Annotated in this window: 17 protein-coding genes; 15 read left to right on the top strand and 2 right to left on the bottom strand. The window is 65.0% G+C overall.

Translation table 11 applies throughout. From position 1 onward, the window contains the following. The first annotated feature begins 60 nt into the window (after positions 1-60). Positions 61-831 (top strand): hypothetical protein, encoded by a 771-nt coding sequence (locus SJY20_RS12480; RefSeq protein WP_380787250.1) that lies wholly within the window; start codon positions 61-63, stop codon positions 829-831. A 35-nt stretch (positions 832-866) separates the two neighbouring features. On the opposite strand, the gene SJY20_RS12475 is transcribed toward SJY20_RS12480, so the two are convergent. Then, the gene (locus SJY20_RS12475) at positions 867-1100 is read right to left on the bottom strand and encodes a hypothetical protein (protein ID WP_380787249.1); all 234 of its coding nucleotides are present in this window, start codon (positions 1098-1100) and stop codon (positions 867-869) included. A gap of 354 nt (positions 1101-1454) precedes the next feature. Next, on the bottom strand, positions 1455-1793 hold the full coding sequence (locus tag SJY20_RS12470) for a hypothetical protein (protein ID WP_380787248.1): 339 nt from the start codon (positions 1791-1793) through the stop codon (positions 1455-1457). A gap of 232 nt (positions 1794-2025) precedes the next feature. On the opposite strand from SJY20_RS12470, the gene SJY20_RS12465 reads away from it, so the two are divergent. From SJY20_RS12465 to SJY20_RS12400, 14 genes are all read left to right on the top strand, one after another. Then, on the top strand, positions 2026-2490 hold the full coding sequence (locus SJY20_RS12465; RefSeq protein ID WP_380787247.1) for a hypothetical protein: 465 nt from the start codon (positions 2026-2028) through the stop codon (positions 2488-2490). 821 nt (positions 2491-3311) lie between these two features. Next, the gene (locus SJY20_RS12460) at positions 3312-3809 is read left to right on the top strand and encodes a terminase (RefSeq protein WP_380787246.1); all 498 of its coding nucleotides are present in this window, start codon (positions 3312-3314) and stop codon (positions 3807-3809) included. After that, positions 3775-5787, top strand: a complete 2013-nt coding sequence (locus tag SJY20_RS12455; RefSeq protein WP_380787245.1) for a phage terminase large subunit family protein — start codon at positions 3775-3777, stop codon at positions 5785-5787. The genes SJY20_RS12460 and SJY20_RS12455 overlap by 35 nt, the downstream gene beginning before the upstream one ends. Then, a complete protein-coding gene (locus SJY20_RS12450; protein ID WP_380787244.1) occupies positions 5787-5996 on the top strand; it encodes a phage head-tail joining protein in 210 nt (69 codons plus the stop codon). The genes SJY20_RS12455 and SJY20_RS12450 overlap by 1 nt, the downstream gene beginning before the upstream one ends. Then, on the top strand, positions 5996-7432 hold the full coding sequence (locus SJY20_RS12445) for a phage portal protein (protein ID WP_380787243.1): 1437 nt from the start codon (positions 5996-5998) through the stop codon (positions 7430-7432). The genes SJY20_RS12450 and SJY20_RS12445 overlap by 1 nt, the downstream gene beginning before the upstream one ends. Next, complete coding sequence (locus tag SJY20_RS12440) at positions 7432-9414, top strand: prohead protease/major capsid protein fusion protein (RefSeq protein WP_380787242.1); 1983 nt, start codon at positions 7432-7434, stop codon at positions 9412-9414. Before SJY20_RS12445 ends, SJY20_RS12440 begins: the two co-directional genes overlap by 1 nt. Positions 9415-9435: 21 nt before the next feature. Then, positions 9436-9729, top strand: a complete 294-nt coding sequence (locus SJY20_RS12435; protein WP_380787241.1) for a hypothetical protein — start codon at positions 9436-9438, stop codon at positions 9727-9729. 50 nt (positions 9730-9779) lie between these two features. Beyond that, positions 9780-10112 (top strand): DUF2190 family protein, encoded by a 333-nt coding sequence (locus SJY20_RS12430; RefSeq protein WP_380787240.1) that lies wholly within the window; start codon positions 9780-9782, stop codon positions 10110-10112. Positions 10113-10200: 88 nt separating this feature from the next. After that, positions 10201-10512, top strand: coding sequence for a hypothetical protein (locus SJY20_RS12425; protein WP_380787239.1), 312 nt, complete (start codon positions 10201-10203; stop codon positions 10510-10512). Between the two features lies 1 nt (position 10513). Continuing rightward, positions 10514-10858 carry a hypothetical protein gene (locus tag SJY20_RS12420; protein WP_380787238.1) on the top strand — a complete coding sequence of 115 codons (345 nt, stop codon included), beginning with the start codon at positions 10514-10516 and terminating at the stop codon, positions 10856-10858. 1 nt (position 10859) lies between these two features. Next, complete coding sequence (locus tag SJY20_RS12415; RefSeq protein WP_380787237.1) at positions 10860-11510, top strand: DUF6441 family protein; 651 nt, start codon at positions 10860-10862, stop codon at positions 11508-11510. Next, on the top strand, positions 11510-11953 hold the full coding sequence (locus SJY20_RS12410; protein ID WP_380787236.1) for a hypothetical protein: 444 nt from the start codon (positions 11510-11512) through the stop codon (positions 11951-11953). The genes SJY20_RS12415 and SJY20_RS12410 overlap by 1 nt, the downstream gene beginning before the upstream one ends. 13 nt (positions 11954-11966) lie before the next feature. Then, the gene (locus tag SJY20_RS12405; RefSeq protein ID WP_380787235.1) at positions 11967-12911 is read left to right on the top strand and encodes a phage tail tube protein; all 945 of its coding nucleotides are present in this window, start codon (positions 11967-11969) and stop codon (positions 12909-12911) included. Continuing rightward, positions 12911-13504 carry a hypothetical protein gene (locus SJY20_RS12400; RefSeq protein WP_380787234.1) on the top strand — a complete coding sequence of 198 codons (594 nt, stop codon included), beginning with the start codon at positions 12911-12913 and terminating at the stop codon, positions 13502-13504. The genes SJY20_RS12405 and SJY20_RS12400 overlap by 1 nt, the downstream gene beginning before the upstream one ends. The last annotated feature ends 16 nt before the right edge of the window (positions 13505-13520 follow it).

The following is a 13520-nucleotide window of genomic DNA, read 5'->3' as shown; positions in this document are numbered from 1 at the left end:
GTCTCGCTGTCGCCATTCGCGCGGCTCCTGTTCCTCGGTATCTGGAACGAATGCGACGACATGGGCTCGTTCGAATGGTCGCCGGTGAAGCTTAAGATGCGGCTCCTGCCGGCCGACAGCGTCGATGCTGTCGCGTTGCTGGACGAGCTGACCGAAGCACGCTGCATCATGTCCTACGAGGTCGGTGGCAAGCGCTACGGCGCGGTTCGGAATTTCTGCCAGTACCAGCGCCCGAAGAAACCCAACTCGACCTATCCGCAGACGGAAGCAGTTCGGAACTGGGTGAACATCGAGGCCCGTTCAACACGCGACGGTGGGGAACTGGGTACCCCTTCAGACACCTCGGGTGGGGAACTGACACCCCCTTCAACCAAGGCCAGTGGGGAAGCGGCGCCCCCTTCAACTAGGTCGAGTGGGGAACCGGTGGGGAAGCGGTTACCCACCGGTGGGGAAAAGTCCCGCCAGAGGAAGGAGGGAGGAGATAGTTCAGTAGATAAATCTACTGACGCTGTCGCGTCGCCAAGCGATCCGAGGAAAGCTCTGTTCGACGCTGGCGTGGCGCTGCTGGGCGAAGCAGACGTGTCGGCTAAGTCGGCCCGGGCTTTGATTGCCAAATGGTCCAAGGCTCACGGCGAGGAGGCGACGAACGCGGCGCTGCTGAGCGCTGCCGGCCGAGCTGAACCCGTGTCATGGATCGAGGCCCGGTTGCGAACCAAAGTCGCGTCCGAAGACGAGGCGTTCGCAGCCAGCCGGGCAACTGCCGAGCGGTACCGGCGGATGGCCATTCCAGGACCGCCGTCCGACGTCCGCCCGGTTCCGGTGCCCGCATGACCGCGATCGCTCGGGGTCACGCCGGCAGCATCGGCTTACGGCGCGCTGTCAGGCCGCTCGTCGTCACCGCGGATCGAGAGGTCATCCGCCGCCTCGTCGACATCGTTGGCTTCGGTCGCGAGCGAGTCCGGCGCCTCGTCGCTGTCGGCATCCAGGTCTTCGACGCTGGAACCGTCGTGCGCCGCGCCGTCCTCGGTTTCCATGTTGCCCTCGACGTACGGTTCGCCGGTCGTCTCGCGCTCGATGTCGGTGTTCGGGTCGGTAGGCATGGCATGCTCCTGTCGTTGCCCGTTGCTAACGCACTGCTGCTGCGATCGAGCCGACGGTTTACCGCCGTTCGATGGCATCCATCGCACAATGCAGGTCATAACGCGTCGCTCAGCACTTCAGTCGAGCAAGACCTAGAACTTGTGAAGCACTGTATTATTACAGTGACACACCAAAGCTCGGTCGGTACGGACGTTTTGCCGGGATTGCGATCCCTCGCTGCCCGGCATTATCCCCGTCGGGACACCTCCGGTCGCGGTCTGATCGTCGATACCGCGACCGGCTTTTTCCAGCAGCGCGATCGTAACGCGCGCGACGGCCAGCTGATGAGCGGGCTGACCGCAGCGTGCGGCTCTTCAGGTCTCGGGACCACTTCGCGAGGTGTCGAGGTCGATGTCCTCGCCCGGGTTACCCCCGCCAGCGCTGGATCCGCTGCCGTGCACTTCGCCGGTTTTGTTATCGATGTACGCGCGCTTGCCGGCTCCCGGCGGGATGTCTCGGCCGGCGGCGGGCTCGTCAGCGCCGGCTTCGTGCGTATCGCGGTTCTTCAAATGCCGCTCAGCCGCGTGGCCCACGCTGTCGTACTCGTCTCCGGAATAGCCATCGCCCTGGCCAAAGCCGTCCGCGGTTGGGTCGGCATCGCCCGGTTTCACACTGACGTTGTCGGCGGGCTTCGGTGCGTTTTCGTCGGACATGATGATCTCCGTGTTTCGAACGCGATCAACGCGCGACCAACGAAAATGCATCGTCTGGGCAACGTAGCCCGGCACATATTTGAAACAGGCGAGGATTGAGCGGATGAATCGCGGGAACGATAAGGCGGCAGGCGGGGAAGGGTGGTGCATCCTGCGGACTGGGGCCGCACGCACGCTAGCCCTTACTGCATCGCTCGCCGCAGCAGGGCTTACGGCGTGGACGCCGACGCAGATGGTCCGTCGTGCCGGACGAGGGCGCCAGCGCCGGGACGTCGAGGAGCGGCCCGCGCCGATCACGCCGACGTTCGTGTTCGCGGCTGCTGGTGACCTGTACGAACTGATCAGGTTGGCGGCGGACCCGACCAGCGGACACCCCTCATTCTCGATCTTTCGCCACCGTGATCGCTACCCGCTGATCTCGAATCGCAGCTTGGCCCCGCTGCGAGAGGAAGAAAACCGTCACCGGTTACGCGAAATGAAGAAGACCAGGCGCGTCGTCGAGCCAGGAACGTCGATCTGCCTGACCGAGGGCGCCTTCGCCGGCATGACGGGTATCGTTGAGGGTGGGAATGGAAAGCAGGCGGTGGTCAATTTCGGCGGCGGGTTCGTGGTGTCGATTGCCACTTACCTGCTCGTATCTGATGTGGTACAGGACGAGGACAAGCCCGAGTTGGGCGTTGCCGCACAAGCGGCTTAGACGTGCTAGCGTCGGCTGGTCATGGACCGTGCCGCCTACGTCGCCACCAAGCTTCGGTGGTTGTCCTGCGGTATGGTTTGATACGACGAGACAACGGATCGACGATTGTCGTATCCGTTAGGAACGCAGTTTAGGCTGCGCGCGTCATCGGTGCAGCGGTCAGATCGTTTGCAGCGGTCTTTACCGGCGGTGTAGCCTGGGCTGCGTATGCGGCCGACGGTTGGCGGTTTGCGAAGTAGAGAACGATCAAGCTGAACATATTGGCCTCGTGGTAATTGCTGCTGTGCAGCATCAAGGTCCAGATGGTCTCTCGAACGGTTGGGCACAAACGCACCGCGCGCGTTCGCGATTGCACAAACTGCAACCGTCGGTCGGTATCAACGGGCAGTCTGTACGAGGTAGGTCATGACAGCTGCCTTCACGCCAACTGCTGCTGATGTAGTCGAAGCGATCGCCATGCGCTTGCTCCGCACTGCCGAGGACCTACGCTGCCAATCGCGACACCACAGTCGCAGCGATCGGCTGATCGGCGACGTGGAGCAGGCAGCGCAAGACCTGAGAGCATCGGTTCGAGGCAGATAGCGAGTATTCAAACCATGACGCCTAACCCTCGCACCTGGAGCGATTTTCCGGGGTCGCCGATACGACCTGGTCGCCTAATCCCACATCGTGGGACGGGGCCGATGGGTCCTTCCTGGCCTCCCGGGTAATACGGGGGGCAAAGGCGCAGAAGATCGCTAGGCACGAGATGCCCTATAGTTCTTCCTCCCTCTTGCCATTTTCGGCGGTTTTCTGCGGCTTTCGCGAAATGGAGCAGGGAAGTGGCGCAAATCGACCTCGATGAGCCGACCCGGCCGCAGCTCGCCGCGCTCTTCGGCTGCTCCAGCCGGTGGATCGGCGAGCTCCGGTCGAAGGGCGACCTGCCTGCTGACGGGGCCTCGCTGCTCGAGAACATCGAGGCCTGGGCCCAGATGAAATACGGCGTCGATGACGTCGATCCGGATTCGCTCGACAAGGAACAGCAGCAGGCCCGCCTCGCCAAAGAGCAGGCCGACGCGAAGGCGATGGACAATGCCGAGCGCCGCAAGGAGCTGGCGTCGCTTCCCGACATGGTCGCCGCCGGCGCGGGCGTGATCGTCATGATCGTCGCCCAACTGCAGCAGGTCGGTGCCCGGGTTGCCAAGGGTGACACGAAACTCCGCGCACGCGTCGACGCCGAGATCAACAACGTCCTTACCGACTTGAGCATGGCCCGGATCGAAGAGGCGCGCGGCGGGGGCTTTGATGAGGGCGAGCCCGAAGACGAAGGCGGCGCCTGAGCCGTACCGCGCTCCCGGCGCGCACGGTGTAACGCTTGCCGCGGGCTGGCTCGCAGCGTGCCGGCCGCGCGAGCGTCCGCCCCTTTCGAAGTTCATGGCCGAGCACGCGCGATCGGACGACGGCGCGCGCATCCGGCCATTCCCGTTTCAGGCCGATATTGCCGACGCGTTCACCGATCCGGAAACGTCTCAGCTATCGGTCAGGAAGAGCAGCCGCATCGGCTACTCGACGATCCTGCAGTGCTTCGTCGCCTGGCGCATCAAGTTCGACCCCGCGCGAACGCTGATCTACCAGCCGACGATCGACGATGCGGAGAAGTTCAGCCGCGACGATCTCGACCCTGTGCTGCAGTGGCCGGTCGTTCGGTCTGTCGCGACGTTCAAGCCGCGGCACGCCGACAACCAGATCAGGGCCAAGCGCTACAAGGGCGGCTGGATCCAGATCAAGGGCGCGAACAGCCCGAAGGAGTTTCGCCGCGTCACCGCGGACGACGTGTTCCTTGAGGAATGCGACGGTTACCCTTGGGCAACGAAGGAGGAAGGCGACCCTGCCCGCCTCGCGTTCAAGCGCAACCTGACATCGCCGCGGCGCTTCAGCGCTGCCGGTTCGACACCGAAGGTGAAAGGCTTCAGTCGGATCGATGCCCTGTTCGAACAGGGCAGCCAGGAATTCCGTTACGTCCCTTGCCCGCATTGCGGCCTGTCCCAGACGCTGGTGTTCGGCGACGGTACCGGCGCCGGCATCCGCTGGGAACCGAAGGAGCATCCGACCCGCGCTTGGTATCAGTGCGAGAACGGATGCGAGATCGACGAGGCGGAAAAGCCTTGGATGGACGAGAACGGCGAATGGCGCGCCCACAATCCGATCGCGTTTCCACGGCACCGCTCTTTCCATATCTGGGCAGCGTACAGCCAGCACCCCGGGGCCGCGTGGCTGGAGATCGCGCGCGAGTTCATGGAGGTCCGCAAGGATCCGAACCTCTTGCGCACATGGGTGAACCAGGTGCTTGGCGAGGCATGGGCGGAGCGCGGCGAGGCGCCAGAATGGCAGCGCCTGTACGATCGCCGGGAGAAGTCGATGCAGCTCGGCACGCCGTCGGCGAAAGCCGGACTGCTGATCGGCGCGGCAGACGTCCAGCGCGGCGGCGGCGGTCGTATCGATATGGACATCTGGGCCTTCGGGCCCGGCCGGCGCCGTGAGTTCGTCGAGCGCATCGAGGTTTTCGGGTCGATCTCGGACAAGGCGACCTGGAAGAAACTCGACGAGCAGGTGTCGCGCGACTGGATCACTGAAGACGGACGATCGCTCCGCCTCGCGCGGGTCGCGATCGACTCCGGCGACGGTGACAGCACGATGGAGGTCTATAGCTGGGCTCGTCGTCACCCAGGGTTCGCGATGGCGGTCAAGGGTCGCCATTCGATCACAGCGAACCAGCCCATCGGATCGCCCAGCTGGCAGGACGTAACGGTCAACGGGCGAAAGATGAAGCGCGGCGTCCGGCTGTGGAACATCGGCACATCGATGCTCAAGCGGGAACTGTTCGGACTGCTCGAGCTGGAGAAGCCGGTCGACGGCGAGGCCTACCCTGACGGCTACGTCTATCTGCCCGACGGCACGCCAGATGAATGGATCAAGCAGTTGGTCGCCGAAGAGCTCCGGATCATCCGGCTGCGAAACGGCGGATTTCGTAGCGAGTGGCACAAGACGCGAGACCGAAACGAGGCGCTCGACAACGCGGTCTATGCCCGCGCCGTGGCATTCTCGCTCGGCGTTGATCGCTGGACGGACGCGCACTGGGCGAAAGTCCGCGGCGAAAACGTGAAGCCTGTCGATCCTGTGTCGCCGCCGAAGCCGACCGTGCCTGCCTCCCGCTTGGCGAAACCAGCCGGCGCGAAGCCTGCGGCGAAGGCCGCGACGTCCGCTCCTAAGGCTGCGCCGACGCGCAAGCCGAACCCGTTTACGACCAGGAGGCGCTGATGGCGTTCCAGCAGTCCGATCTCGACAAGCTCGACACCGCCATCCTAGGCGGCGTGCGCAAGGTCATCTTCGCCGATGGCCGGAGTACCGAGTTCCATTCGTTGACGGAGATGCGCGCCCTGCGCTCGGACATCAAATCCGAGCTGGCGGCTGCATCGTCGCAGACCCAGCCCCATCGGCGTACGACCGTCGGCAGGATTCGCCGCTAGTGGACCTGATCGAGCGATCCATCGCCGCGATCGCGCCACGCTACGCCGCCAAGCGGGCGCTTGCGCGCGTTCAGTACGAGCAGGTTCGCCGGGTCGCCGGCAGCATGAAGCGGCTGCGCGAGGATAACCCGAACTTCGGCGTGAACACGGGCGACCCCAACGATGCGCGCCCGGCGCGCCTGGTGGATCGCGCAACACTGCTGCGGCTTGCGTATCAGAACCCGTACGGACGCAAGGCAATCCGAGCGCTGCTAAACGGCACGATCGGCTGGGGCATCACCGGCGCGCCCAAGGGGCCGAAGGCGCTGCAAACGCTGTGGACCGACTGGACCAAGGTCAGCGACTATCGCGGGCGGCTGAACTTCTACGGGCAGCAGGCACTCGCTACGCGAACGATGTTCCGCGAGGGCGACAGCTTCATTGTCCGTCGGTACGTGAAGGACGCCAAGGTGATCCCGCTGCGCATCGACGTGCTCGACGGCGGCCTGCTCGACACTTCCAAGGTCGGCGAGAACATCGAGGAGGGAATCGAATACAGCGTTGACGGTGTCGTCACCGGCTACTGGTTCATGCCAGCCCGAGCCGATTATCGGCGCAGCCGCCCGTCGTTCCGCGTCCCCGCCGAAGACGTGATCCACCTCTACGAGCAGGAAGAGGCGGGGCAGAAGCGCGGGCGCTCGGTATTCGAGTCCGTCATAAAGAAGCTCGGCGACATCGACGAGGCGCTCGAGGCCGATCTCGTCCGCCGCAAGATCGAATCCTGCTTCGTCGGCTTCCGGCGGATCAATCCGGACTGGGTCGACGAGCCATTCGGGCAGATCCAGTCGCGCGGCGACGACCTGCCGCCCGCTGAATATTTCGAACCGGGCACGATGACGACGCTGGCCCCCGGTGAGGACGTCCAGTTCGCCGATCCGAAGCCCGCTGGCGGTCTGAACGACGCCCTTAAGGCCAACCTGCTGGCGACTGCTGCGGGTGTCGGCGTGACCTATGAGCATCAGACCGGCGACCTGTCGAACGTCAACTTCTCGTCGTACCGTGCCGGCGCGCTGGAGTTCGATGCAACGAACGAAGAGCGCCAGTTCAATACGATCATCCCCGTGTTCCTAGACCGCGTCTGGGATTGGTTCTGCCAGGCGGCATACGAGTTCGGAAAGACCCGCGCTCCATCCTACGAGATGCGGTGGACGCCGCCCCCGCGGAAATCGATCGATCGTGAGGGCGACGCCAAGGCCGACATCCTCGAGATGCAGGCCGGCCTCGAAAACCGCCGCAGCCTGCTCAACTCGCGCGGCATCGATCACGACACCTTCATGGCCGAAACGAAGGCTGACCTGACCAAGCAGCAGGATCAGGGCCTCTATTACAAGGGCGACCCGTTCACGGCGAACCAAGCCGCCGGCGGTCAAACCGCCCCCGCACAAGGAACCAGCTGATGCCCGATCCTGCCCCCGCGCTGGAAACGCGCGCCGTCAACGCTCCGACGATGCTGCGCGCAGCCGATGTTCGGCCCTCGTCCTACCAGGAAGCCGACAACTCCATCGAAGTCGTCTGGTCGATCGGCGCGGCCGGCCTGCGCTTCGACTGGCTCGACGGCGGCTACTACACCGAAGAGCTTTCGATGGACGCCAGCGCCGTGCGGCTGGGTCGCCTCAACGCAGGGGCATGCCTGCTCGACAGCCACAGCACGTACAGCCTGAGCAGTGTCCTGGGATCAGTCGTTCCCGACAGCGTCCGTATCGAGAACGGCGAAGGTCTGTGCCGCGTCCGGCTCGCGCGCACCCCGGACGTTGCCGACACGGTCGCCAAGATCATCGATGGTCACATCCGCTCGCTGAGCGTGTCCTACAACGTATTCGAGTTTCAGCGCACCGAGCGTGAGGGTGAATATCCTCACATGCTCGCCACGGACTGGGAGCCGGTCGAGCTTTCGTTCGTGACGGTGCCATTCGATGCCGCGGCGCAAGTGCGCCAGCGGAGTGCCGCGCAGGGCGGCGATCACCCCTGCACCATCCGCGGCGCCGCCGCTCCCAATACGGAGAATGAAATGCCCGATCCCGTGATCGCGCCGGCGGCTGATCCCGCGCCGGTCGTCCAGCCCGCCGCCGATCCGGCGCCGGCACCCGTCACCGAAAACCGCGCCGCGCCGACGGTGACCGCCACCGTCATCTATGAGCGTTGCGGCCGCTCGGCCGATCTCGGCGACACCTTCGCGCGTGAACTGATCGTTCGCAACGAAGCCACGCCACTGACCGCGATCGACTTCGAACGCGCGATCTCCGACCGACTGATCGAGTCGCGTGCCCTGCCGGTCATCGACGCCCGCGCCGGCCGCAGCGGTACCGAGAACGACGGCTATCGCCGCGCCATCGAAGCCGCAGTCATCCTCCGCGCCGATCCGAACGCGACGGTGCCCGAAGCCGACGCCACGGCCGCCCGCGAATTCCGCGGCATGACCATGATGGAGATGGCGCGCGATTACTGCATGCGCACCGGCATCGGCGTGTTCGGCGGCAACAAGCTGGAGATCGCGGGCGCAGCCCTTGGCTTGCGCTACGGCGCGCATACCACCAGCGACTTCGCGAACGCCCTGTCGAACGCGGCAGGCAAGCGCGTCCGTGCGGCGTACGAGTCCGCGCCGCAGACCTTCGGCCCCATCGTGTCGCGCGGCACTCTGCCGGACTTCAAGGACACGAACATCATCGGCCTGGGCGATGCCCCGTCGCTGCTGCTGGTCCGCGAGAATGCCGAGTTCACCTACGGCGCGATGTCCGACACCGGCATGAGCTATCGTCTGCAGACCTATGGCCGCATCATCGCCATCACCCGCCAGGCGCTGATCAACGACGACAAGCGTCTGTTCTCGCGCATCCCGACGCAGTTCGGGTTCAAGGCGCGCGACCTCGAGAGCGATCTCGTGTGGGGTCTCGTGATCAGCAACCCGACGATGGGTGACGGCTTCGCGCTGTTCTCGGCGCAGCATGGCAACCTCGGCACCGGTGCCGCGATCACCGTGGCATCGGTCACCGCGGGCCGGACCGCCATGGCACAGCAGAAGTCGGCCGAAGGCGGCTTCATCACCGTTCGCCCGACGTTTCTGGTCGTGGGCCCTGCCAAGCAGACGGAGGCCGAGCAGTTCCTCACCACCGTCACCGCCCAGCAGACGTCCAACGTCAACCCGTTCGCCGGCAAGCTGCAGCTGATCGTCGAGCCGCGCATCACCGACAACAGCTGGTATCTGATCGCCGATCCCAGCTCGATCGACACGATCGAACTATCGCACCTCGAAGGTCAGGAAGGCGTCTTCATCGAGACCCAGGCCGGCTTCGATGTCGACGGCATCAAGACGAAGGCACGTCTCGACGTCGGTGCGGCGACGATCGACTTCCGCGGTTTCTACCGCAACCCCGGCAACTGAGCCGAACCGAAAGGATAGACGATGAAGATCGTGAACCTAATCGGCCCGGCCGTGATCGCCGGTGCCGTGCGCTACCCCGTCGAGGGGCCGCTCACCGTCTCGGACACCGAGGCGGAGCAGCTGAAGGATTCGGGGCGCCTGGACGGCGACCCCGAGGATCTCCCGACCGAAGGCGACGAGCCCGAGGACGACGGGCTGGATGCTCTGAAGGCGGAAGAGCTCAAGTCGCTCGCGACGGACGAGGGCATCAACCTCGGCAGCGCCAACACCAAGCCCGCGATGGTCGCGGCGATCCGCGCGGCGCGCGCGGCCTGAACCCAACCGTCCCGGCTCGGCGATGCTGAGTCCGGACAGGGAGACACAGTATGAAGAACTATGTGCAGAAGGGTGAGAACCTCACCCTCACCGCCCCGCGCGCGCTCCTCAGCGGCGAGGGATTCCTCGTCGGTGCCATTTTCGCGGTGGCTTCGGCAGCCGCGGCGTCGGGCGCCCCGGTTGTCGGTGTGACCGAGGAGGTTTTCGACCTGCCGAAGGCGGCTGGCGCGGTCACCGCGGGCGCCAAGGCATACTGGGATAACACCGCGTTCGTGGTCACGACCAACGCGAGCGGAACGGTGCTGATCGGCGCGTTCACCCAGGCAGCCGCCTCCGCAGATGCGACGGGACGCGTAAAGCTCACCGGCCAGATCGCCGCCTAACCCACCGGGGTTCCCTCCCCTTTTACCCGGTGAAACCTGACGGGCGGCGTGCGCGACACGTCGCCCGTCCCTTATGCGGAGCGATCCTATGAAGACGATTACGCTTCTCGGCCCGACGATCGTGGACGGCAAGGTGAGGCACCTATTCGAAGGTCCGCTGACCGTCTCGAACAAGGAAGCGAGCCGCCTCGTGCTTGCGGGCGTGCTCGCGGGCGAACCTCAGGATGCCGAAGGCGACCATGAAGACGACCGGGAGCCGCAGGGCGACGGACTCGACGCGATGCTCGTCGACGACCTCAAGGCACTGGCGGCCACGGAGGAGGTGGACCTCACCAGCATCACCCTGAAGGCCGATATCATCGCCGCAATCCGCGCTCACCGTTCCGCGGCCAAGGCCTGACGTGTCCGACCCGTTCGCCATGGCCCTCGACGCGCTGTTCATGGCGCCAGGGTCGGCGGCGGCCGTCTACCAGCCGGCCGACGGCGTACCGGTCAAGATCCGCGTGGTCCGCAGCGCGCCGGACCGCGAAACAGGGTTCGGCCAGGGCCGCATCATCAACAACGCAGGCACGCTGTTCGAACTGCGCAGGTCCGAGGTCGTCAATCCGCAGTCGGGTGACTTCGTCGTGATCGACGCCGAGATCGTCGACGGCCAGGTCTCCGGGGGTGAGCCGTTCATGCTGTTCGGCGACCCCGTCCTCGACCTCGAGCGTGTTGGCTGGACCTGCGGCGCGAACCCAGTCTGACATGAAGATCGACATCGAAGTTCCCGACTTCGCCGCCCTCATGTCGGACGTAGAAGGCGGAATAGCGAAGGCCGCGACCGCGGCTATGCGGGAAACTTCGAAACCGACCGTCATGTCCCTTCGCGAACAGGTGACGTCGAACGGTCTCGGTCAGCGCCTCGCGAACACCTGGCGCGACCGCGTCTACCCCGAGAAGCGTGAGAGCATCACGCCCTCCGGATACATCTGGTCGAATGCTCCCGACGTTATCGACAGCTTCGTACGCGGCGCCACGGTCCGACCAGTCGCCGGCGGTAAGTACCTGTGGATTCCAACCAAGAATGTCCCGCGCGCCCGCGGACGCAGCCGAGCCACCTCCACCAAGCGCATGACGCCCGACGAAGTGCAGGCTGAATTCAATCAGGAGTTCGTGATCCTGAGGGGTCGCGCCGGACGCCTGCTGGCGTTCCTCGCACGTGACCGCGGTGTGACGAAACGCGGGGCGCTCCGGAAGGCAGGCAAAGGGCGAATGGCCCACGGCAAGCAGGAGTTGACCCTGATGTTCACGCTCGTTCGCACCGTCCGGCTTCCAAAGCTGCTCGACCTGAAGAAGCCAGCCGATCAGTGGGGCAGCGCTTTCGTTGCCGCTTTCGAGCGGAGGTTCGCCGCGTGATGTCGAAGCGCCTCGCTGTGCTGATCGCCGTGAAGCAACTGATCGAGATCGCACTGCCAGGCGCGAAGGTGCTTGGGCTAGACGGCAAGGAAGCGCCGCCTGCCACGGTGCCAGCTACGGGCATGGTCGTCGTTCGGACTGGCGATCCAGGCGACGCGGAGGTCGACCTCAGCCCGCTCAGCTACAATTACGAGCACCGCATTCCCCTCGAGGTGTCGGCAATCGCCGGCCGCGGCCTTTCCAGCGAGGAAGCGCTCGACGCCATGCTCGTCGCGATTGGGGTAGCCGTTGCCGCAGACCGGCACCTCGGCGGCCTGTGCCAATGGCTCGATATCACGTCGGCGGGAACGGAAGACATCTACGCCGATGGCGGCGGCGCCCCCCCCCGCGGCGCCGACATCATGATCATCGCGTCCTACTCGACGCCTAACCCCCTCGCCTGACAGGAGATCGACTATGGGTCGCGCACGCGGTGCCAATGCTGCGATGAATATCGCATTCGAAACGACGTACGGAACGCCACCTGCCACTGGCTATCGGCGCATGCCGTTCGTCAGTGCAGATATCGGTGCCGAGCGCGGCCTGATCGAAAGCGATCTGTTGGGACAGGGTCGCAACCCCTTCGATCCGTCGCCGGATGTCACGAACAACGACGGCAACGTCGTCGTTGCGGTCGACGAGCTGTTCTTCGGCCATTGGCTGAAGCTGCTGCTCGGCGCGCCCGTTACGATCGCCGGCAATGGACAGTTTCTCCATACGTTCGACAGCGGCGCCGCGGCGCTGCCCTCCTTGTCGGCGGAGCTGGCGTTCCCCGATGTTCCGAGCTTCTCGACCAACTATGGACTGCGCGGATCGACCATGCAGCTTTCCGCACAGCGCAGCGGACTCCTGAACGCCACCATTGGCCTGATCGGGCGCGGCGAGACCGTGGCGGCAGCGACCAGCGCGATCACGACGAACGCTGACATCGCGGACGTCATCCGCTTGGCGCAGATGAGCGGCGACGTGACGATCGATGGCGCACACGGTGGCGTCATCGTCGCCGCGGACATGTCTTTCTCGAACTCGCTCGAGAAGATCGAGGCCATCCGGCCAGACGGCGAAATCGAAGACGCGGATGCCGGTATGCCGATGGCCAGCGGCAGTGTTACGATCGCGTTCGACAACAATGCGCTTCCACTGAAGGCAAGCAGCAACACCCCCGTGTCGCTGGAGATGCGCTGGGCATCAGTGACGGCCAGCCTAACCTTGCAGTTCGGCCGCGTGTTCCTTCCCCGTCGTAAGAAGCAGGTGTCCGGACCGAAGGGCATCCAGGTGAAGTACGATTGGATCGGCTCTGGCGAGGGGCAGCTGCCGCTGTTCCGCGCGCTGCTGCTGAACAAGACGCCGAGCTACGCCTGATGCTTGTCGCGCAGAGACCCCAGCCAGAGCCGTTCTGGCGCCCGGTGATGGGCGCCACGGTGCTCTTCGATCCGATCACCCGGCCGATGTTGCGCCGCGCACGCCGTGCCGCGATCGAGGTGCTCGGCCTCACGGATTCGGGTCCGGATCAAGACGCGTCGCTTGATGAGCAGATGGCGGACCTGGGCGATGCGCTCAGCCATGCCCTGATCATCGCCGGCGCGCGCGACTGGAAGGATGTCGGCCGCGCTGTTCTGGACGAGCATGACGAGCCGGTGCTGGTCGATGGGCTGCCGCAGTTTGACGAGCTGCCGTTCACCGCCGAGAACTTGGCGATCGTGCTTGCTGATCCGCTCGCGTTCGAGGCGTTCGACGCAGCCTATGTGATCCCGTTCGTCCAGGCCGAGCGTGAGCGCGCCGCGCCGGGAAAAGGATCGTCGCCCTCGCCGAATGGCATTTCGACAGCGGAGACGCAGGGGCAGATTATTGCCGCCTCACCTGCTCCGCGGGCGACGGCGACCGATGTTCGGAATGCCCCTACGTCCTCCACGAAGCCGAAACGGAAGCCGAGGAAGCGGTCTGGTCAGTCCTGACCGGATGTGACCGACA

The organism is Sphingomonas sp. R86521 (assembly GCF_042466235.1).
GTDB lineage: Bacteria > Pseudomonadota > Alphaproteobacteria > Sphingomonadales > Sphingomonadaceae > Sphingomonas.
The sequence above is the reverse complement of the archived record's forward strand: the minus strand, read 5'-3'. Positions and strand labels throughout refer to the sequence as shown.

Excerpts from the sequence above, each read along its gene's own strand:
- SJY20_RS12415 (WP_380787237.1), top strand. The coding sequence starts at position 10,860 with ATGAAGATCGACATCGAAGTTCCCGACTTCGCCGCCCTCATGTCGGAC.
- SJY20_RS12400 (WP_380787234.1), top strand. The coding sequence starts at position 12,911 with ATGCTTGTCGCGCAGAGACCCCAGCCAGAGCCGTTCTGGCGCCCGGTG.
- SJY20_RS12405 (WP_380787235.1), top strand. The coding sequence starts at position 11,967 with ATGGGTCGCGCACGCGGTGCCAATGCTGCGATGAATATCGCATTCGAA.
- SJY20_RS12470 (WP_380787248.1), bottom strand. The coding sequence starts at position 1,793 with ATGTCCGACGAAAACGCACCGAAGCCCGCCGACAACGTCAGTGTGAAA.
- SJY20_RS12430 (WP_380787240.1), top strand. The coding sequence starts at position 9,780 with ATGAAGAACTATGTGCAGAAGGGTGAGAACCTCACCCTCACCGCCCCG.
- SJY20_RS12425 (WP_380787239.1), top strand. The coding sequence starts at position 10,201 with ATGAAGACGATTACGCTTCTCGGCCCGACGATCGTGGACGGCAAGGTG.
- SJY20_RS12410 (WP_380787236.1), top strand. The coding sequence starts at position 11,510 with ATGTCGAAGCGCCTCGCTGTGCTGATCGCCGTGAAGCAACTGATCGAG.
- SJY20_RS12455 (WP_380787245.1), top strand. The coding sequence starts at position 3,775 with ATGAGGGCGAGCCCGAAGACGAAGGCGGCGCCTGAGCCGTACCGCGCT.
- SJY20_RS12465 (WP_380787247.1), top strand. The coding sequence starts at position 2,026 with ATGGTCCGTCGTGCCGGACGAGGGCGCCAGCGCCGGGACGTCGAGGAG.
- SJY20_RS12475 (WP_380787249.1), bottom strand. The coding sequence starts at position 1,100 with ATGCCTACCGACCCGAACACCGACATCGAGCGCGAGACGACCGGCGAA.
- SJY20_RS12480 (WP_380787250.1), top strand. The coding sequence starts at position 61 with ATGGGCTCGTTCGAATGGTCGCCGGTGAAGCTTAAGATGCGGCTCCTG.
- SJY20_RS12435 (WP_380787241.1), top strand. The coding sequence starts at position 9,436 with ATGAAGATCGTGAACCTAATCGGCCCGGCCGTGATCGCCGGTGCCGTG.
- SJY20_RS12440 (WP_380787242.1), top strand. The coding sequence starts at position 7,432 with ATGCCCGATCCTGCCCCCGCGCTGGAAACGCGCGCCGTCAACGCTCCG.
- SJY20_RS12450 (WP_380787244.1), top strand. The coding sequence starts at position 5,787 with ATGGCGTTCCAGCAGTCCGATCTCGACAAGCTCGACACCGCCATCCTA.